The sequence below is a fragment of the Pseudomonas sp. NFACC02 genome, from assembly GCF_900110765.1.
In the GTDB taxonomy this organism is placed as follows: Bacteria; Pseudomonadota; Gammaproteobacteria; order Pseudomonadales; family Pseudomonadaceae; genus Aquipseudomonas.
Window position 1 is genome coordinate 44,734 of record NZ_FOEO01000031.1, and the last position, 19,347, is coordinate 64,080.

Annotated in this window: 18 protein-coding genes; 6 read left to right on the plus strand and 12 right to left on the minus strand. The window is 60.1% G+C overall.

From position 1 onward, the window contains the following. Window positions 1-85: 85 nt before the first annotated feature. The 6 genes from xerD to ffh form a co-directional block, all read right to left on the minus strand. A complete protein-coding gene (gene xerD / locus BMY73_RS20890) occupies window positions 86-982 on the minus strand; it encodes a site-specific tyrosine recombinase XerD (RefSeq protein ID WP_062383370.1) in 897 nt (298 codons plus the stop codon). Window positions 983-1,146: 164 nt separating this feature from the next. Next, window positions 1,147-1,497, minus strand: a complete 351-nt coding sequence (gene rplS, locus BMY73_RS20895; protein ID WP_008018567.1) for a 50S ribosomal protein L19 — start codon at window positions 1,495-1,497, stop codon at window positions 1,147-1,149. Between the two features lie 43 nt (window positions 1,498-1,540). Then, entirely contained in the window at window positions 1,541-2,293 is a 753-nt protein-coding gene (trmD, locus tag BMY73_RS20900; protein WP_062383373.1) for a tRNA (guanosine(37)-N1)-methyltransferase TrmD, read from the minus strand. Window positions 2,294-2,296: 3 nt separating this feature from the next. Then, on the minus strand, window positions 2,297-2,833 hold the full coding sequence (gene rimM, locus BMY73_RS20905) for a ribosome maturation factor RimM (protein ID WP_062383376.1): 537 nt from the start codon (window positions 2,831-2,833) through the stop codon (window positions 2,297-2,299). A gap of 5 nt (window positions 2,834-2,838) precedes the next feature. Next, window positions 2,839-3,090 (minus strand): 30S ribosomal protein S16, encoded by a 252-nt coding sequence (gene rpsP / locus BMY73_RS20910; protein ID WP_003185073.1) that lies wholly within the window; start codon window positions 3,088-3,090, stop codon window positions 2,839-2,841. A gap of 247 nt (window positions 3,091-3,337) precedes the next feature. Then, window positions 3,338-4,714 carry a signal recognition particle protein gene (gene ffh, locus BMY73_RS20915; protein ID WP_092409431.1) on the minus strand — a complete coding sequence of 459 codons (1,377 nt, stop codon included), beginning with the start codon at window positions 4,712-4,714 and terminating at the stop codon, window positions 3,338-3,340. Window positions 4,715-4,955: 241 nt separating this feature from the next. On the opposite strand from ffh, the gene BMY73_RS20920 reads away from it, so the two are divergent. From BMY73_RS20920 to BMY73_RS20930, 3 genes are all read left to right on the plus strand, one after another. Continuing rightward, window positions 4,956-5,768, plus strand: a complete 813-nt coding sequence (locus BMY73_RS20920) for a cytochrome C assembly family protein (protein WP_092409433.1) — start codon at window positions 4,956-4,958, stop codon at window positions 5,766-5,768. A 12-nt stretch (window positions 5,769-5,780) separates the two neighbouring features. Beyond that, complete coding sequence (locus tag BMY73_RS20925; RefSeq protein ID WP_092409435.1) at window positions 5,781-7,019, plus strand: transporter associated domain-containing protein; 1,239 nt, start codon at window positions 5,781-5,783, stop codon at window positions 7,017-7,019. Window positions 7,020-7,314: 295 nt separating this feature from the next. Then, a complete protein-coding gene (locus tag BMY73_RS20930; RefSeq protein ID WP_092409437.1) occupies window positions 7,315-8,637 on the plus strand; it encodes an MFS transporter in 1,323 nt (440 codons plus the stop codon). A 207-nt stretch (window positions 8,638-8,844) separates the two neighbouring features. Here BMY73_RS20930 and purT read toward each other — a convergent pair whose 3' ends face one another. The 4 genes from purT to BMY73_RS20950 form a co-directional block, all read right to left on the minus strand. Next, window positions 8,845-10,026 (minus strand): formate-dependent phosphoribosylglycinamide formyltransferase, encoded by a 1,182-nt coding sequence (purT, locus tag BMY73_RS20935; RefSeq protein ID WP_062383389.1) that lies wholly within the window; start codon window positions 10,024-10,026, stop codon window positions 8,845-8,847. Between the two features lie 226 nt (window positions 10,027-10,252). Continuing rightward, window positions 10,253-10,474 (minus strand): DUF1289 domain-containing protein, encoded by a 222-nt coding sequence (locus BMY73_RS20940; protein WP_092409439.1) that lies wholly within the window; start codon window positions 10,472-10,474, stop codon window positions 10,253-10,255. Next, window positions 10,474-10,998: a gamma carbonic anhydrase family protein gene (locus BMY73_RS20945; RefSeq protein ID WP_062383395.1), complete on the minus strand. Its 525-nt coding sequence runs from the start codon at window positions 10,996-10,998 to the stop codon at window positions 10,474-10,476. Before BMY73_RS20945 ends, BMY73_RS20940 begins: the two co-directional genes overlap by 1 nt. 68 nt (window positions 10,999-11,066) lie before the next feature. Then, window positions 11,067-11,678: a CoA pyrophosphatase gene (locus BMY73_RS20950; protein WP_062383398.1), complete on the minus strand. Its 612-nt coding sequence runs from the start codon at window positions 11,676-11,678 to the stop codon at window positions 11,067-11,069. Window positions 11,679-11,837: 159 nt separating this feature from the next. Between BMY73_RS20950 and BMY73_RS20955 the strand changes: the two genes are divergently transcribed. Together BMY73_RS20955 and BMY73_RS20960 are read left to right on the plus strand one after the other, a co-directional pair. Next, on the plus strand, window positions 11,838-12,389 hold the full coding sequence (locus tag BMY73_RS20955; protein WP_062383400.1) for an NUDIX hydrolase: 552 nt from the start codon (window positions 11,838-11,840) through the stop codon (window positions 12,387-12,389). A 48-nt stretch (window positions 12,390-12,437) separates the two neighbouring features. Beyond that, the gene (locus tag BMY73_RS20960) at window positions 12,438-13,001 is read left to right on the plus strand and encodes a L,D-transpeptidase family protein (protein WP_062383402.1); all 564 of its coding nucleotides are present in this window, start codon (window positions 12,438-12,440) and stop codon (window positions 12,999-13,001) included. Window positions 13,002-13,071: 70 nt separating this feature from the next. Here the strand turns inward: BMY73_RS20960 and BMY73_RS20965 are convergent, their stop codons facing one another. Next, window positions 13,072-13,383 (minus strand): YqfO family protein, encoded by a 312-nt coding sequence (locus BMY73_RS20965; RefSeq protein WP_092409441.1) that lies wholly within the window; start codon window positions 13,381-13,383, stop codon window positions 13,072-13,074. A 6-nt stretch (window positions 13,384-13,389) separates the two neighbouring features. Then, window positions 13,390-17,289, minus strand: coding sequence for a phosphoribosylformylglycinamidine synthase (purL, locus tag BMY73_RS20970; RefSeq protein ID WP_092409443.1), 3,900 nt, complete (start codon window positions 17,287-17,289; stop codon window positions 13,390-13,392). 214 nt (window positions 17,290-17,503) lie between these two features. Between purL and mltF the strand changes: the two genes are divergently transcribed. Then, window positions 17,504-18,964 carry a membrane-bound lytic murein transglycosylase MltF gene (gene mltF, locus BMY73_RS20975; protein WP_062383409.1) on the plus strand — a complete coding sequence of 487 codons (1,461 nt, stop codon included), beginning with the start codon at window positions 17,504-17,506 and terminating at the stop codon, window positions 18,962-18,964. The last annotated feature ends 383 nt before the right edge of the window (window positions 18,965-19,347 follow it).

Consider the following 19,347-nt stretch of genomic DNA (forward strand, 5'->3'; position numbering starts at 1 on the left):
TCGGCGAAACCGGCAAAGCCTATCACATAAGGCCCGCAACACCGACGCCGACTGATGTAAGACACGTCGTAAATTACGGTCGCCCTCACCCTCTCGGGTGGTGTTTGGCGTGCAGGTCCTGCAGCCTCGCGCGCGCCACATGGGTGTAGATCTGCGTAGTGGACAGATCGCTGTGCCCGAGGAGCATCTGGACCACACGAAGATCGGCGCCGTGGTTAAGCAGATGGGTGGCGAACGCATGACGCAACGTGTGCGGCGACAACGATTTGCCAATGCCCGCCACCTTCGCCTGGAGCTTGATCCGGTGCCAGAACGTCTGTCGGGTCATCTGTTCGCCCCGCAAACTGGGAAACAACACGTCGCTGGGGCGTCCGCCGAGGATTTCCTGACGTGCATCCCGCATGTAACGCTCGACCCAGACGATGGCCTCCTCCCCCATTGGCACCAATCGCTCCTTGCTGCCCTTGCCCATGATTCGCAACACACCCTGGCGCAGGTTGACCTGCTCCAGCGTCAGGCTGACCAGCTCGGTCACCCGCAGACCGCAAGCGTAGAGCACTTCCAGCATCGCCCGGTCTCGCTGACCAATGGCCTCGCTCAAATCAGGCGCAGCTAGCAGCGCCTCGACATCGGCCTCGGACAGAGATTTGGGCAAAGGCTTGCCCAGTTGCGGCATGTCTACCTGCAAGGTGGGATCGACAGGGATCAGTTTCTCGCGCAGCAGGTATCGATAGAACCCTCGTACGCCGGACAGAAATCGTGCACTCGAACGCGCTTTGTAGCCGTTATCGACACGCCAGGCCAGGTGATCGAAGATCGCCCCACGCCCAACGGCCATCAGGTCGATTCCGCGCTCCTGCAACCAGCCATTGAACAGCGCGAGATCGCTGCGGTAGGCATTGCGGGTGTTGTCCGAGAGCCCCTTTTCCAGCCACAGGGCGTCGAGGAAGCGGTCGATCATGGGGTGGTCTAGGGCGGGCATGGATTCGGCTTGAGCAGAGGAAAACGAGGGGCAGTCTTTCATATAAGCAAGAGCGGTACAAAACCATCAGGCGTGCACAGCACCTGTGGGGGCCCGGAGTGGCTTTTCTTCAGAAAACAAAAAAGCAGCCCGTAGGCTGCTTTTTTCTGCATCGGAGACTGGGATTAAACCAGTTTTTCCTTGATGCGAGCTGCTTTACCGGACAGGTCACGCAGGTAGTACAGTTTGGCTTTGCGAACGTCACCGCGACGTTTCACAGCCATGCTGTCGATTTGCGGGCTGTAGGTCTGGAAAGTACGCTCAACGCCAACACCGTTGGAGATTTTACGAACAGTGAAAGCACTGTTCACACCACGGTTACGCTTGGCGATGACAACGCCTTCGAACGCTTGCAGACGCGAACGGTCGCCTTCCTTCACTTTCACCTGAACGACAATGGTGTCGCCCGGGGCAAAGGGAGGGATTTCTTTGGTCATCTGCTCTGCTTCGAGTGCAAGAATGATTTTGTTAGTCATGCTGTGCTCCTAAGGTAAATCAGTCGGATTTACCATCGATACGTTAACTATCGTCCCGCTCGCGGAGGTATTCCGCCAGCAGCTTCTTCTCTTCTCCAGAAAGCGAGCGGCTTTCCAGAAGATCGGCGCGTCGTTCATAGGTCCGCCCAAGGGACTGCTGTAAACGCCAACGCCGGATGTGTGCGTGATTGCCACTTAGCAATACGTCGGGAACACGCTGATCCGCATACACCTCCGGTCGGGTGTAGTGCGGGCAATCCAGCAGACCATCCGTGAAGGAATCTTCCTCCGCGGAATCCACATGCCCTAAAGCTCCAGGCAGCAGTCGCGTAACCGCATCTATCAGGACCATGGCCGGCAGCTCACCGCCAGACAACACATAGTCTCCAATCGACCACTCTTCATCGACATGAGCATCAATAAAACGCTCGTCAATGCCTTCATAACGACCGGCAATCAGGATAAGTGCTTCCTCCTGAGCCAACTCGCGTACCGCAGACTGATCCAGCTTGCGGCCTTGTGGCGACAGGTAAATAACCTTCGCCGCATCCCCGGCAGCCTGTCTGGCCTGAACCAGCGCATCTTCCAGAGGCTTGATCTTCATCACCATGCCAGGGCCACCGCCAAACGGGCGATCGTCCACAGTGTGATGCCGATCCGTGGTGTAGTCCCGCGGATTCCAACAAGTCAGCTGCAACAGCCCTTGTTTCACCGCACGGCTGGTAATGCCGTATTCGCTGATGGCGGAAAACATCTCGGGAAACAGACTGATGACTTCTATGCGCAGGCTAGCCATTGCTTAGAAATCCGCGTCCCAATCCACCTTCATCTCGCCAGCAACCAGATCGACGGCCAACACGCATTGCTCTGTGTAAGGCAACAAGCGTTCGCGATCATCCAGGCTGCCCGCGCAGGGCTTGACCACCATTACATCGTTCGAGCCGGTTTCCAGAAGATGATCGATCTTCCCGAGCAATTGCCCAAGGTGGTCGATGACCTTCAAACCTACCAGCTGGTACCAGTAGTACTCGCCGTCGGTTAGTTCAGGGAACAGGTTGCGTGGCACGCAGATCTCATAACCCGCCAGAAGACGAGCTTCTTCGCGATCATCGAGACCTTTGAGCTTCGCGACCAGGAACTTGTCGCTCCCGCGTCCACTGACCAGCTCAACCTGCTTCACATTGCCTTCGCGCTTGAGCGTCCAGGTTTTGTACTGCAACAGGTTTTCAGTCGGATCAGTAAAGGAATACACCTTCACTTCGCCGCGAACGCCATGAACAGAATAAATTTTGCCAACGACGATCAGGTCATCAGCAACAACTGGCGTCGCGTTCATATTGCTCAGGCCGCAGCCTTGGCAGATTCCTTCAACAACTGAGCAACGCGCTCAGAAGGTTGTGCACCAACGCTCAGCCAGTAGGCAACGCGCTCTTGGTTCACGGACAGACGGATTTCCTGACCACGGGCAACCGGGTTGAAGAAACCTACTTGTTCCTTGTGCGAACCGTCGCGTGGGTTACGGCTGTCGGTCACAGTCAGGTGGTAAAACGGGCGCTTTTTGGAGCCGCCAAGGGCAAGACGGATTGTTAGCATTGAACAAAGTTCCTGTAGTCGGTGCTGCAAATCTAAGATGCACAGCGGGCATGGGTGCCCGAAAGGCCGCATATTCTAAGGAATATCCGGACTTTTGCAAATGACTTTTTCCGGCGCGCGCCGTAGGGCCATCAAGATTTGCCATGGAGCCGTCTTCATCAACGGCCATTAAGCGCCTGCGCGAGCAGGCCAGTGGGACGGTTGCCCCAAAGAAGGACGCGCGAAAGAAACTCCCGCGCGGTGCAAATCACATCCTGGGCATGCCGCCGCCGGGCAGCATTCCGCCCATGCCACGCATCATTTTGGCCATGCCGCCTTTGCTGGAAAACTTTTTCATCATCTTCTGCATCTGCTTGTGCTGCTTGATCAGACGCCCGATGTCCTGCACCTGCGTGCCGGAACCCATGGCGATGCGGCGTTTGCGCGAACCGCTGATCAGTTCAGGGTCGCGGCGCTCGGCCGGGGTCATGGAGTTGATGATGGCTTCCATCTGCTTGAACTGTTTCTCTGCCGCGCTCTGGGCATTGCCCATCTGCGCCAGATTGACGCCGCCCATGGTCGGCAGCTTGTCCATGAGGCCACCGAGGCCGCCCATGTTTTTCATCTGTTGCAGCTGATCGCGGAAGTCTTCGAGATCGAAGCCTTTGCCCTTCTTCAGCTTCTTGGCCAGTTTGTCGGCCTTTTCCCTGTCGAGGGTCTGTTCGGCCTGCTCGATCAGGCTGAGCACGTCACCCATGCCCAGGATGCGCGAGGCGATACGGTCAGGGTGGAAAGGCTCCAGAGCGTCGCTCTTCTCGCCCATACCGATGAACTTGATCGGCTTGCCGGTGATGGCGCGAACCGACAGCGCGGCACCGCCTCGTGCGTCACCATCGACCTTGGTCAGGATCACGCCGGTCAGCGGCAGCGCGTCGCCGAAGGCCTTGGCCGTGTTGGCGGCGTCCTGGCCGGTCATGGCGTCCACCACGAACAGCGTTTCAGCCGGCTTGACCACCGCGTGCAGCGCCTGGATCTCGCCCATCATCTCGGCGTCGATGTGCAGACGGCCGGCGGTGTCGAGAATCACGACGTCAATGAATTTGAGCCGGGCTTCTTTAATGGCCGCTTCGGCAATCGCAACAGGCTTCTGGCTGATGTCGGACGGGAAGAACGTCACGCCGATGTCGTTGGCCAGGGTTTCCAGCTGCTTGATGGCCGCAGGACGGTAAACGTCCGCCGATACCACCATCACGGTTTTCTTTTTGCGCTCTTTGAGGAATTTCGCCAGCTTGCCCGCGGTGGTGGTCTTACCCGCACCCTGCAGACCCGCCATCAGGATGACCGCCGGCGGCGCGACGTTGAGGGTCAGCTCTTCGTTGGCAGCCCCCATCATCTCTTCCAGTTCGGCCTGGACGATCTTCACGAACGCCTGACCCGGTGTCAGGCTGCGCGACACCTCGGTGCCAACGGCGCGCTCCTTGATCCGGTTGACGAAGTCTTTGACCACCGGCAAGGCGACGTCGGCTTCGAGCAGCGCCATACGCACTTCACGCAGAGTGTCCTTGATGTTGTCCTCGGTCAGCTTGGCTTTGCCGGTGACCTGGCGCAGCGTCTGTGAGAGACGATCTGTCAGATTTTCAAACATGCGTGATCCTTTGAGTTCGTCATGAACCCCAGTTGATGCGGCCCCGCTCCCCGATGCAGCGCCAGAAAACGACGCATTTATATAGAGGGAACAGCGCTCGACGAGCCTGTGGCTTGAGCAGGTCGCGGATTATAGCGAAGAGTCTGGCGCACGGACACCACGACGTCTGCTTCTGTGGTCTTTCGTGGACTGTCGGTTCTATGCCAAACTCAGCGGCTTTCGGGCACGCCCATCAGGATCTATGTTCCCCTTGTCACCCAGTTTGCTATTCAGCCTCGCCGCCGCCGTTCTCTACGCCGCTGCGACCCTCTATCAAGGTACTCGCCTGCGTCAGGGCAAAAGGGCCGATAAATGGCTGCTGTGCCTGATCGGCACCCTGGCCGTCGCCTGTCAGACCAGTGCGCTTTTCGGGCAACTGGTGCGTCCCATCGGCCTCGGCCTGGATTTTTTCAGCGCCGCCAGCCTGATTGCGGTCGCGGTGATCATCGTGACGATGCTGGCATGCATCCGCCTTCCCGTTGAAATTCTGTTGATCCTGCTGTTTCCGCTCGGGATTCTGACCACGCTGATGGCGCAATTCGCGCCGGCAGGCACGTTGCAGCCCATTGAGGCAGAACCTGGTCTGATCGGGCATATCCTGCTGTCGATCCTCGCTTACGGCATGTTCACCATCGCGGTGTTTCAAGCCCTGCTGGTTCTGCTGCAGGACCATCAACTGAAGAACAAGCACCCGTCTGGCCTGATCAAAAGCTTCCCGCCGTTGCAAACTATGGAAAGCCTGCTGTTTGGCTTCCTCTGGGCCGGCTGGACGCTGCTGTCGATGTCGCTGATTTCAGGGTGGCTGTTTGTCGAAAACCTGTTCGCCCAGCATCTGGTCCACAAGACCCTGTTGTCGATCCTGGCCTGGATCGTATTCAGCGTCCTGTTGTGGGGACGCAACCGTCTAGGCTGGCGAGGCCATAAAGCCATTCGCTGGACCCTGGGCGGTTTTCTGCTGTTGATGCTGGCCTACTTCGGCAGCAAGCTCGTCCGCGAATACATCCTGCACATCTGACGGGCGCTGATCATGGATAACCTGCCCACCGGCACGATGCTTGCGCTGCTCGCCCTGCTCACCTTGTGGTCGGCGCTGTTCACCGCGGTCGAAGCCGCTCACCACAATTTGCGCGCTGCCCGCGTCCATCCGCGCTCGACCGAACCGCCCAAGCCGACGCTGGCGTTCAACCTTAACAGCCTGATCCTCGGCAACACGCTACTCAAGGTGTTGGTTACCGTGCTGGCCACGCTGCTGGCGATCAGTCAGTGGTATTTCCATGGCCCACTGATTGCCTGGCTCGCGGTTGCGAGCGTGCTGGTCATCGTCACCGAATTCATTCCACGCAAACTGGCCGCACGCCGCCCCGAGGCCATCCTGCTACTGGGCAACAATGTCCTGCGCATTCCCGTCCGCCTGCTGCGGCCGCTGACCTGGGTCTACAAGAACATCGCCAAGCTGCTGCTGCGCCCGTTCCTGTCAAAACGCCGGCCGGACACCGCCGACGATGACGACGACATGGGGCCGACGATCTATCAAGACAACGAAAGCCAGTTCGGCCGCGCGCATATCATTTCAGGGATTCATGCGCTCGACAGCATGAGCGTCAACGACATTCTGGTACCGCGCAGCGAAGTGGACGGCATCAACCTGGATGACACCATCGAAGAAATCGCTGACAAGCTGATCATTTCTCGCCACACCCGCCTGCCGGTTTACCACAACGACATCAACCAGGTTGAGGGCGTGCTCAATACCCGCATGATCAGTCATCTGCTGCCGCGTGGAGAACTGACCAAAGAAGCGCTGAAAGCCGCCTGTTATGAACCCTACTTCGTGCCGGAAAGCACACCACTGCAGCTGCAATTGCTGAATTTCCACAAGCAGCAGCGGCGCATGGGCGTGGTGGTTGACGAATACGGGGAGGTGTTGGGCATCGTCAGCCTGGAAGACATTCTCGAAGAAATCGTCGGCGAATTCGAAAGCGAACAATCGCTCGACAACCCGCACATTCACCCACAGCCCGACGGGCGTCTGGTGGTGGATGGCGCCGCGTCGATTCGCGACCTGAACAAGACCCTCAGCTGGCACCTTCCCGCCGACGGCCCGAAGACCCTCAACGGCCTGATCACCGAAGCGCTGGAAACCATTCCCGACAGCGCCGTGTGCCTGAAAATAGGCCCGTACCGGCTGGAAACCCTCGAGACCGAGGACAATCGCGTCACTCGCGTGCTCATGTGGCAAAACACCCGAACCAAGGACGTGATCTAAAGCGCGCCTGGAAACACTTGTTTCCAGGCTTAGGCCCTTCCTATAATCGAGCCGCTTACCCAGCCCCGCCGATCCGCGTGCTACCCGCACCAGGCGCGATCCGGCCAGTCACTCAGCCTGACGTCTTCACGCCACTCCTTGGCGCCCGCTCACACCCCGAGCGTTGCCAGTCGCCTTTGCCCGCATCCGGGCTAGTCTGTTCAGCGCTGTACCCAAAATAATTAACGATTGCCCCAGCGCGCGGACGATCTTTCGTTCTTCGCTGACAGGCAAGATGACTGCCAGGGATACCCGCATGACCAGCACCTCCACGTATCAGCCAAGCGACGAGCGCGAGGCACGTCCTGCCAACTCCGCCGCCCGCGTGGCCACCGCCAGCTTCATCGGCACCGCCATCGAGTTCTATGACTTCTACGTCTATGCCACCGCCGCCGCACTGGTGATCGGACCGGTGTTCTTCCCACAGACCTCCAGCACCGCACAAATGCTGTCGGCCTTTCTGACCTTCGGCATCGCGTTTCTGGCGCGCCCCCTGGGTTCCGCGCTGTTCGGTCATTTCGGCGACCGCATTGGCCGTAAATCGACACTGGTCGCCTCCTTGTTGCTGATGGGCATCTGCACCACGTTGATCGGCGTGCTGCCGGGCCATGACGCGATAGGCTCGTGGGCGCCGATCCTGCTGTGCGTCCTGCGCTTTGGCCAAGGCCTCGGGCTGGGCGGCGAATGGGGCGGCGCGGCACTGCTGGCCACCGAGAACGCCCCGAAGGGCAAACGCGCGTGGTTCGGCATGTTCCCGCAACTTGGCCCGTCGATTGGCTTCCTTGCGGCCAACGGCCTGTTCCTGACACTGGCCATGACCCTGAACGACGAACAGTTCCGCTCCTGGGGCTGGCGCATTCCGTTCCTGCTCAGCGCGGTGCTGGTCGTGATCGGGTTGTACGTGCGCCTGAAGCTGGAAGAAACGCCGGTCTTCGCCAAGGCCATCGCGCGCCACGAGCGCCTGAAAATGCCGATTGCCGAGCTGTTCTCGCAATACTGGGCGCCGATGCTGCTGGGCGCGGCATCGATGGTGGTGTGTTATGCGCTGTTCTATATCTCGACCGTGTTCTCGCTGAGCTACGGGGTCAAGACGCTGGGTTACAGCCGTGAGTCGTTCCTGGCCATGCTGTGTTTCGCCGTGTTGTTCATGGCACTGGCCACCCCGCTTTCGGCATGGGCAAGCGACCGTTTCGGGCGCAAGCCGGTGCTGATCATCGGTGGTGTGCTGGCGATCCTGTCGGGCTTTCTGATGGAACCGCTGCTGACCCACGGCACCACGTGGGCCGTGACGCTGTTCCTGTCGATCGAGCTGTTTCTGATGGGCGTGACGTTCGCCCCCATGGGCGCGATGCTGCCAGAACTGTTTCCTACGCGCGTGCGATATACCGGCGCGTCGGCGGCTTACAACATCGGCGGCATCGTCGGTGCTTCCGTCGCACCGTTCTTTGCGCAGCAACTGGTGGAAATGGGTGGATTGAGCTGGGTCGGCGGCTACGTATCGGCGGCGGCACTGATCAGCGTGATCGCCGTGCTGTGCCTGAAAGAAACCCGCCATGCGGATCTGGATACCATCAAGTAATGCTTGATGTGTAGGAGCGTGGCTTGTCCCGCGATCTGCCGGGGCACCGGCAGCAAGATCAGGCGACTTGATCGTGTCAGGCAAACCGCATTTGTAGGCTTTACTGCCGGTGCCCGGCAGATCGCGGGACAAGCCACGCTCCTACAGGATTTTGTTACACACAAAAAACGGCGCCACTGAGGCGCCGTTTTTTATTGCGCTCAAGGCTTACAGCTGAACCTTGACCGCCATCGAGGAGCGAGTCGCTTTGGCACGTGCCGCTTCGATCGACTCGTCACGCGCCAGGGCAACGCCCATGCGGCGCTGGCCGTTGACTTCTGGCTTGCCGAACAAACGCAGCGCGGTGTCGGGCTCGCTCAGGGCCTGTTCAAGGTTGGCAAACGCCGTCTGGGTCGACTTGCCCTCTACCAGGATCACCGCCGAGGCCGATGGGCCGAACTGACGGATCAACGGAATCGGCAAGCCCAGGATCGCGCGGGCGTGCAGCGCGAACTGCGACAAGTCCTGAGAAATCAGGGTGACCAGACCGGTATCGTGAGGACGCGGCGACACTTCGCTGAACCAGACCTGATCGCCCTTGATGAACAACTCGACACCGAACAGCCCGCGGCCGCCCAGCGCTTCGGTCACGGCCTTGGCCACGCGCTCGGACTCGGCCAGCGCCACCGGGCTCATGGCCTGTGGCTGCCAGGACTCCTGATAGTCGCCCTTCTCCTGACGATGGCCAACCGGCGCGCAGAAGGTGGTGCCGCCGACGTGACGCACGGTCAGCAGGGTGATTTCGTAGTCGAAGTCGATGAAGCCTTCGATGATCACGCGGCCCTTGCCTGCGCGACCGCCTTCCTGCGCGTAATCCCACGCTTTCTGGATATCAGCTTCGGTTTTCAGCAGGCTCTGGCCCTTGCCCGACGAGCTCATGACCGGCTTGACGACGCACGGGAAGCCGAGGTCTTCGACGGCTTGCTTGTAGTCTTCGAAGGTGTCGGCAAAGTGATACGGCGAGGTCGGCAAGTCCAGCTCTTCAGCCGCCAGACGGCGGATGCCTTCGCGGTTCATCGTCAACTGCGCGGCACGCGCGGTCGGGATCACGGTGAAGCCTTCAGACTCAAGCTCCACCAGCGTCGCGGTGGCGATGGCTTCGATTTCCGGGACGATGTAATGCGGCTTCTCGGCCTCGATCACAGCACGCAACGCGGCGCCGTCGAGCATGTTGATCACATGGCTGCGGTGCGCGACCTGCATGGCCGGCGCGTTGGCGTAACGGTCGACGGCAATCACTTCAACGCCCAGGCGTTGCAGTTCGATCACCACTTCCTTGCCAAGCTCACCACAACCGCAGAGCAATACGCGGGTCGCGGTCGGCGACAGTGGAGTTCCGATTTGAGTCATCTCAGGTCCTCGTGGAGCAGATATCGAGGGCAGCCCGCCAAGGACGAGCAACCGCAGGGGAGAAAGGCGCGCAATTTACCACGAAGGCTGAGGGTTGGGGTGTGGCGGCGGACGGGTGATCCGATGATCGCTCCGGTTCCGGCGTTGACGCTTGCACAAGAGGCCTTGCCACCGGGCATCCGCAAGCTGCGGCTCACTCCAACAGGTTAAGCGCAGGTCAAGGGGATCAATTCGAACCGGGCACCGAAAAGATCATTCCGCTGGCCCGCGCCCGTTCGCCGCATAACAGCAACACCGCGCGCCGCTCGTCGTTGCTCATGCGACTCCAGCCCGTGATTTCCGTGACGGTGCGTTGGCAACCGACGCAGACATCGGCCTCGTCCAGCGCACAAATGCTCACGCAGGGCGAACGGACCGGTTTTTCATGGGGTATCGGGTCAATGGACATCAATCTTCCTGTGGCGCCAGATCGCGAGCGTAACGCTGTGCATTGTGAACGTAATGGGCTGCGCTGGCTTCGAGCATTTTCTTCTGGGCGTCGGTCAACTCTCGAACGATCTTGCCCGGCGACCCCATGACCAGCGAGCCATCTGGAATGACCTTGCCTTCGCCGATCAGCGAATTGGCGCCGATGATGCAGTATTTGCCGATTTTCGCGCCGTTAAGGATCACCGAGTTAATGCCGATGAGCGTGTTGTCGTCGACGGTGCAGCCATGCAGCATGACGTTGTGGCCGATGGTCACGTTCTTGCCGATGGTCAACGGCGACCCCATGTCGGTGTGCATGACCGTGCCATCCTGAACGTTGCTGTTCTCGCCGATGTCGATCAACTCGTTGTCACCACGCAGCACCGCGCCGAACCAGACGCTGGCATTGGCTTGAAGCCTGACCTTCCCGATCAGGGTGGCGGTCGGTGCGATCCAGCTTTGCGGGTGCGCTTCGACGCGCGAATCCCCCAGGCGGTATTTCATAGTGTTGTCCTCAAGGCGCTACGTCCGTGGCTCGAGCGCATGGCTCACGGTTGAATGAAAAGGTACGGTCAGGACTTCAAGGTGTGAATGATCGAGCGCTTGGGCGGATGGTTGAGGCTGATATTGCTGTCGAACAGCACGTTCATCAGCTCGACGATCATGATGGCAGTCAGCCCCCAGATCTTGTATTCGCCAAAGCGGTAACTCGGCACGTACCAACTGCGACCCTGATAGTCGATGCGGTGGGTGTGCTCGCGAGCGTCCTGCCGAAAGAACGCCAGCGGAACGCTGAACACAGCGGCAATTTCACCATCGTTGGGACGGTATTCGACGAAGTCCGGAATCACGCCAACGTACGGCGTGACCTTGATTCCATGCTTGGAGATGAGCGGACTGAGGGGGCCTACGATCTCGACCAGGCCGGGCGGCAGGCCGATTTCTTCCTCGGCTTCGCGCAGCGCAGTGAAGATCAGGTCCGGGTCTTCCGGATCGCGCCGGCCACCGGGAAACGCCACTTCGCCACCATGCGTCGACAGACCGCTGGCGCGCAGGGTCAAGACCAGTTCAGGTTCGTCACTGCGGGTGATGGGCAGCAACACCGCCGCCTCGGGAAAGCGTCTGTCGGTCTCCAGAGTGCCCGGCGTGTGGCTGCTTATACGACCAAGTAGCTCGTCCAGCATGGGAATTCTCGTCCTGTTGCCTACCGGGCATCATGCACCAAAGCGTGAAAGTGCCCAACCCCTTGCGAGACAACCGGGCAATCGTTCACAAGACGCCACTTGCCGACCACCCGCGCCGCACGCCAAGATAGCCGCTGACGACAGGAACCCGATTCGATCATGAAATTCTGCAGCCAGTGCGGCGAACAGGTTATCCAGCGCATTCCCGAGGGCGACAGCCGCCCGCGTTACGTGTGCGAACACTGCCAGACCATTCATTACCAGAACCCGAACATTGTCGCGGGCGTATTGCCGGTCTGGGACAACAAGGTGTTGCTGTGCCGCCGAGCCATCGAACCGCGCCTGGGTTACTGGACGCTGCCGGCGGGTTTCATGGAGAACGGCGAAAGCGTCGAGCAGGCCGCGCGACGGGAAACCGTCGAGGAAGCCTGCGCGATTCTGGAAGACCTGCATCTGTACGCCATGATCGATGTGCCCCACATCAGTCAGGTGCATATCTTTTACCGGGCGAACATGGCCAGCGCGGATTTTTCCGCCGGCGTTGAAAGCCTTGAGGTGAAGCTGTTCGACGAAGCCGACATCCCATGGTCGGAGCTGGCTTTCCACACGGTTCGCCGTACCCTAGAATGCTTCTTTATCGACAGGAGGCATCAAGAATTCCCGGTGCATACCGATTGCCTCACTGTGTCACCCCCTCTCAAAACCACTTGATCAGATGACGACGCGCGATTGCGCGCGAGCTTCAGGGATGCTGTGTACATGCGTTTTTTGCTTGCCGTTCTATGTCTGTCGTTCGTTCCGCTGTCGCAAGCTGCGTTCACCCAGACCATCGTCCCGAAAGGGAGCGAGCAGAAGTTCATCGGCGGAAAGGTCGTGGACACGCAGGACATCTCCGACCGCACCATCGACAAGATTCTGGTGCTCAAGTCCGCTCACCAGTTGCAGCTGATGAGCAAAGGCGAAGCGCTGAAGACTTATCGCATCTCGCTGGGCAAGTCACCCAAGGGACCGAAACTGCAGGAAGGCGACCAGCGCACGCCTGAAGGTTTCTACTGGCTGGATTACCGCAAGACCAGCGACGCCTATAACCTGTCGCTGCACATTTCCTACCCGAACATCTCCGATTCCGCCCGCGCGCGCCGCGAGGGTGTGAACCCCGGCAGCATGATCATGATCCACGGCACGCCGGTCAGCGAAGAGTACCCGGAGTGGTATTTCCAGACGCTCGACTGGACCAACGGCTGCATCGCCATGAAGAACAGCGACATCCGCGAAGTCTGGGATCTGGTCAAAGATGGCACGATGATCGAGATTCGGCCGTAAGCCTCGGTAACGCTTGCCAAGCAGCGCCTCTCGCGCAGGGACCAGCCCCCCTGGAAAAGGGGGTTCGCGTTTAGATATCCGCCAGCTTCCACACGTCATAAGCGGGAGTTTCATAGGGGTGGCTGTCCTTGAGTGCAGCCACCGCCTGCTGAATCAACGCATCGTCGACGACCAGTTCGACTTTCCACTCCTCCACGTGCTCGATCTCACCGGTTTGCCCAATGAACGGCTGACTGCCGTCCAGCGGGCGAAACTGGCCGTGGCCGAGCACCTGCCATGAACAGCAGTCATACGCGCCAATTCGCCCCGCACCGGCGGCGAACACTGCGCGTTTGACCAGCTCCACATGGCTCGGTGGAACAAAGAAAGCGAGCTTGTACATCGTCTATCAGTTAACCCACACGCGCGCATTGCGGAACATGCGCATCCACGCGCCGTCCTCGCTCCACTCATCCGGACGCCACGAGTTGTTCACCGCACGGAACACGCGCTCAGGGTGCGGCATCATGATGGTGACGCGACCGTCGCGGGTGGTCAGGCCCGTGATACCGCGCGGCGAGCCGTTCGGGTTGGCCGGATAGGTTTCAGTGACCTTGCCGTGGTTGTCGACGAAACGCATCGCGACGGTGCCGGACAGATCGCTTTCAAGCAGTGCTTCAGGCGACTTGAATTCCGCATGACCTTCACCGTGAGCGATGGCGATCGGCATGCGCGAACCGGCCATGCCTTGCAGGAAGATCGACGCCGATTTCTGGATTTCGACCATCGCCACGCGCGCTTCGAACTGCTCGGAACGGTTACGCACGAAGTGCGGCCAGAACTCGCTGCCCGGAATCAGCTCGTGCAGGTTGGACATCATCTGGCAACCGTTGCACACGCCCAGCGCGAAGCTGTCGGTACGCTCGAAGAAGCCCTGGAAGGCATCACGGGCGCGGCTGTTGAACAGGGCCGACTTGGCCCAGCCTTCACCGGCACCCAGCACGTCACCGTAGGAGAAGCCGCCACAGGCGACCAGGCCTTTGAAGTCGTTCAGGTCGACACGACCCGCGAGGATGTCGCTCATGTGCACGTCAACCGAGGCGAAACCGGCGCGGTCGAACGCAGCCGCCATCTCGACCTGACCGTTCACACCCTGCTCACGCAGGACCGCCACTTGCGGGCGCACGCCTTTCTTGATGTAAGGCGCAGCAATGTCTTCGTTGACGTCGTAGCCGAGCTTGACGCTCAGGCCCGGGTTGTCTTCTTCCAGCAGCCCGTCGAACTCCTGATCGGCGCAGTCGGCGTTGTCACGCAGACGCTGGATCTGGTAGCTGGTCTCGCTCCACTGACGTTGCAGCAGACGACGATCACCCTTGAACAGCGCCTCGCCATTCAGGCTGATGGTCACTTCGCTGTTGTTGACCGGCTGACCGATGACCGCAACACAGTTCTCGCCCAGGCCGGCAGCGCTGAACTGAGCGAGTACCACTGGCGTCGCATCGTGACGCACCTGAATCACCGCACCCAACTCTTCGTTGAAGAGGATGGCCGCGACTTTTTCACGCTTGCCGGTCAGGGTTTCAAGTTGCAGTTTCAGACCACAGTGACCGGCGAAGGCCATTTCCAGCACGGTCGCCATCAGGCCACCGTCGGAACGGTCATGGTAAGCCAGCAGATGGCCGTCGGCGTTCAAGCCCTGAATCACGGCGAAGAACGCTTTCAGGTCTTCAGCGTCATCGACGTCCGGCGCAGCCTTGCCCAGCTTGCCGTGGGTCTGCGCAAGAATCGACGCCCCCATGCGGTTCTTGCCACGGCCCAGGTCGATCAGGATCAGATCGGTCAAGCCCTTGTCCATGCGCAACTGCGGCGTCAGGGTGCCACGAATGTCCGTGACCGGCGCAAAGCCGGTGACGATCAGCGACATCGGCGAAGTGACGGTTTTTTCCGTACCTTCATCGCTCCAGCGGGTCTTCATGGACATGGAGTCCTTGCCCACCGGAATGGTGATGCCCAGCTCGGGGCACAATTCCATGCCGACCGCTTTCACGGTGTCGTACAAACGAGCGTCTTCGCCCGGGTGACCGGCAGCGGACATCCAGTTGGCCGACAGCTTGATGTCGGAAATCTTGCCGATGCGCGAAGCCGCAATGTTGGTCAGGGTCTCGCCGATCGCCATGCGACCGGAGGCCGGTGCATCCAGCAATGCCAGCGGTGTGCGCTCGCCCATGGCCATGGCTTCACCGGTGTAGACGTCGAAGCTGGTCGCGGTGACAGCCACGTCAGCCACAGGCACCTGCCAAGGGCCGACCATCTGATCGCGATTGACCAGGCCGGTAATGCTGCGGTCGCCAATGGTGATCAGGAAGTTCTTGCTCGCCACCGCCGGGTGATGCAGTACGCGCTGGACGCTTTCTTCGAGGTCGAGGGTGCTTGGGTCAAAATCGTCGCCCAGCTCGGCTTCACGATTGGCCGAACGGTGCATGCGCGGCGCCTTGCCGAGCAATACTTCCAGCGGCATGTCCACAGGGCTGTTACCGAAGTGACTGTCGGTCACGGTCAGTTGCGGCTCTTCGGTGGCTTCACCGACGACGGCAAACGGACAACGCTCACGTTCGCAGATGGCTTTGAAGCGCTCGAAATCAGGCGCGCTGACGGCCAGAACATAACGCTCCTGAGACTCGTTGCTCCAGATTTCCAGCGGCGCCATGCCTGGCTCGTCGTTCGGCACGTTGCGCAATTCGAAACGGCCGCCACGGCCACCGTCGTTGACCAGTTCAGGGAAGGCGTTGGACAGACCACCTGCACCGACGTCGTGAATGAATGCGATCGGGTTCTTGTCGCCCAACTGCCAGCAGCGGTCGATCACCTCCTGGCAACGACGCTCCATTTCAGGGTTTTCCCGCTGGACCGATGCGAAATCCAGATCAGCCGAGCTGGTGCCGGTCGCCATAGAGGAAGCCGCGCCACCGCCCAGGCCAATCAGCATCGCCGGACCGCCCAGCACGATCAGCTTGGCGCCGACGGTGATTTCGCCCTTCTGCACGTGCTCTGCGCGGATGTTGCCCATACCGCCCGCCAGCATGATCGGCTTGTGGTAACCACGGACTTCTTCGCCGTGCGGGGTGTCGATCGACTGCTCGAACGTACGGAAGTAGCCGGTCAGCGCCGGACGACCGAATTCGTTGTTGAACGCGGCGCCGCCCAGCGGGCCTTCGATCATGATGTCCAGCGGGGTCACGATGCGCTCAGGCTTGCCGTATGGCTTCTCCCAAGGCTGTTCGAAACCCGGAATGTTCAGGTTGGAAACGGTGAAGCCCGTCAGGCCGGCTTTCGGCTTGGCGCCACGGCCGGTCGCGCCTTCGTCGCGGATCTCGCCACCGGAGCCGGTGGATGCGCCCGGGAACGGAGCGATCGCGGTCGGGTGGTTGTGAGTCTCGACCTTCATCAGGATGTGCACCGGCTCCTGCACCGCACCGTACTGGCGGGTTTCAGGGTTCGGGAAGAAACGACCCGCCACGCTGCCGACGATGACCGATGCGTTGTCCTTGTACGCGGACAGAACGCCTTCGTTGTGCATCTGGTAGGTGTTCTTGATCATGCCGAACAGGCTCTTTTCCTGGCTCTGACCGTCGATGTCCCAACTGGCGTTGAAGATCTTGTGGCGGCAGTGCTCGGAGTTCGCCTGGGCGAACATCATCAGCTCGATGTCGTGCGGGTTGCGTTTCAGGCCGGTGAACGCATTGACCAGATAATCGATCTCGTCTTCGGCCAGGGCCAGGCCCAGCTCGACGTTGGCTTTTTCCAGCGCGGCGCGACCGCCACCCAGCACATCGACCGCGGTCAGCGGCTTGGGCTCGGCGTGGCTGAACAAGCCTGCTGCCTGCTCCAGCGCGCCCAGGACCAGTTGGGTCATGCGGTCGTGCAGGTTGTCGGCGATGATTTGTGCTTCAGCTTCGCTGAACTGACCTTCTACATAGAAGGCAATGCCGCGCTCCAGACGCTGGATCTTGGTCAGGCTGCAATTGCGGGCGATGTCGGTGGCCTTGCTCGACCACGGCGAAATGGTGCCGAAACGCGGCAGCACCAGGAACAGACGACCACGAGGCTCTTGAACCGGCACACTGGGGCCGTATTTCAACAGACGCGCAAGGACTTGCTGCTCATCCTCTGTCAGGACGCCGGTAACCTCAGCGAAGTGAGCGAATTCAGCGTACAGGCCACTCACAGCCGGAACTTTATCGTTCAGCTGCTCAAGTAATTTCTTGTGGCGGAAGGCGGAAAGGGCGGGAGCACCACGCAAGATCAACATCGTCGGGACAGCCTCGGGGAAGGGGGTGTGCTTTGAGGCCGTGCATTCTAGCCTAAACCGGGGGCTTTCGGCACCCGTAACAAAGGCTTCTGCGCATCCGAATGTCGGTGTTTGCGGATCCCTACCGAGATGAGTAAAGAATCCGACTGCTCTATCAGACGCGATCATCTCTGTCGAGATATGGCGGTCAGTGCGCTTTGCGTATACTGCACCGATGTTTTCCCCATCTGATTTCCGCCCACGCTGCGCCAAGTGGCTCATCGCAACCGGAATCTTCCTGCTGCTCGGTGCCTGTGTTGAGAAACCCAACACGCTGGAACGAGTCAAGGAGGATGGCGTTCTGCGCGTCGTCACCCGCAACAGCCCGGCGACCTACTTCCAGGATCGCAACGGTGAAACCGGTTTCGAGTACGAACTGGTCAAGCGTTTCGCCGACGATCTGGGCGTGGAACTGAAGATCGAGACCGCTGACAACCTCGACGACCTGTTCGACCAGATGAACAAACCCGGCGGCCCGGTACTCGCAGCGGCCGGCCTGGTCAGCACAGAGAACCGCGCCAAACAGGTCCGTTTCTCGCATTCCTACCTTGAAGTCACGCCTCAGGTCATTTACCGAAACGGTCAGTCGCGCCCTACCGATCCGAGCGACCTGGTGGGCAAGCGCATTCTGGTGCTCAAGGGCAGCAGCCACGCCGAGCAACTGGCGGCATTGAAGGTCAAGTATCCCGGCATCAACTATGAAGAGTCCGATCAGGTCGAAGTCGTCGACCTGCTGCGCATGGTCGATGAAGGCCAGATCGACCTGACGCTGGTGGACTCCAACGAACTGGCCATGAATCAGGTCTATTTCCCCAACGTGCGCGTGGCGTTCGATCTGGGTGACGGGCGCGACCAACGCTGGGCCGTGGCATTGGGCGATGACAACAGCCTGCTCAACGAAATCAACGCCTTCCTCGACAAGGTGCAGAAGAACGGCATGCTGCAGCGGCTCAAGGATCGCTATTACGGCCATGTCGACGTGCTGGGTTACGTCGGCGCCTACACCTTCGCCCAGCACTTGCAGGAACGTCTGCCCAAATACGAGAAGCACTTTCAGGCTGCCGCCAAGCAGGAACAGGTGGACTGGCGTTTGCTCGCAGCCATCGGCTATCAAGAATCGTTGTGGCAGCCGGCGGTGACGTCCAAGACCGGCGTTCGCGGCCTGATGATGCTGACCCAGAGCACCGCGCAAGCGATGGGTGTTTCCAACCGGCTGGACGCCAAGCAAAGCATTCAAGGTGGCGCCAAGTACTTCGCCTACGTGAAGGATCAACTGGAGGACACGATCCAGGAACCGGATCGCACCTGGCTGGCGCTCGCGTCCTACAACATCGGCACGGGGCACCTCGACGACGCGCGCAAGTTGGCGGAAAGCGAAGGCCTGAACCCGAACAAATGGCTGGACGTGAAAAAGATGCTGCCGCGCCTCTCGCAGAAGAAGTGGTACAGCAAGACCCGCTATGGATACGCCCGAGGGGGCGAGCCTGTCAGTTTCGTTGCGAACATCCGCCGTTACTACGACATCCTGACGTGGGTGACCCAGCCGCAGTTGGAAGGCAGTCAGGTGGCAGAAGGCAACCTCCATGTCCCGGGCGTGGACAAGACCAAACCGCCAGAAGAAAAAGCCCCGCTCTGATCACTGCCTGCACGACGACCCGACTGCCCACGGTTACGGTGGGCGCCTTACTGACGAATGCGCTGGGTCAACACCCTCAACAGTGACTGCCCCACCGCATTCGTCCGAATTGCGGCCCATACCCTCGTAACCTCGGACGTCTCCCACAGGGATCTCGTCGTTTCAAAGAACTTAGAACGACGCAGAAACTGTAGGAGCGCGCTTGCCCGCGATCTGGCGCGCAGCGGCAGCAAAATCAGGCGACTTGGTTGTGCCAGACACTCCGCATGCACCGGTTTTACTGCCGGTTCCCGGCAGATCGCGGGACAAGGTGGAGCGCCACCCCGGTCGCTCCTACGCCCTGCGGGCAGAAGCAGTGTCTCGATAAACCCAAGATCGTGATC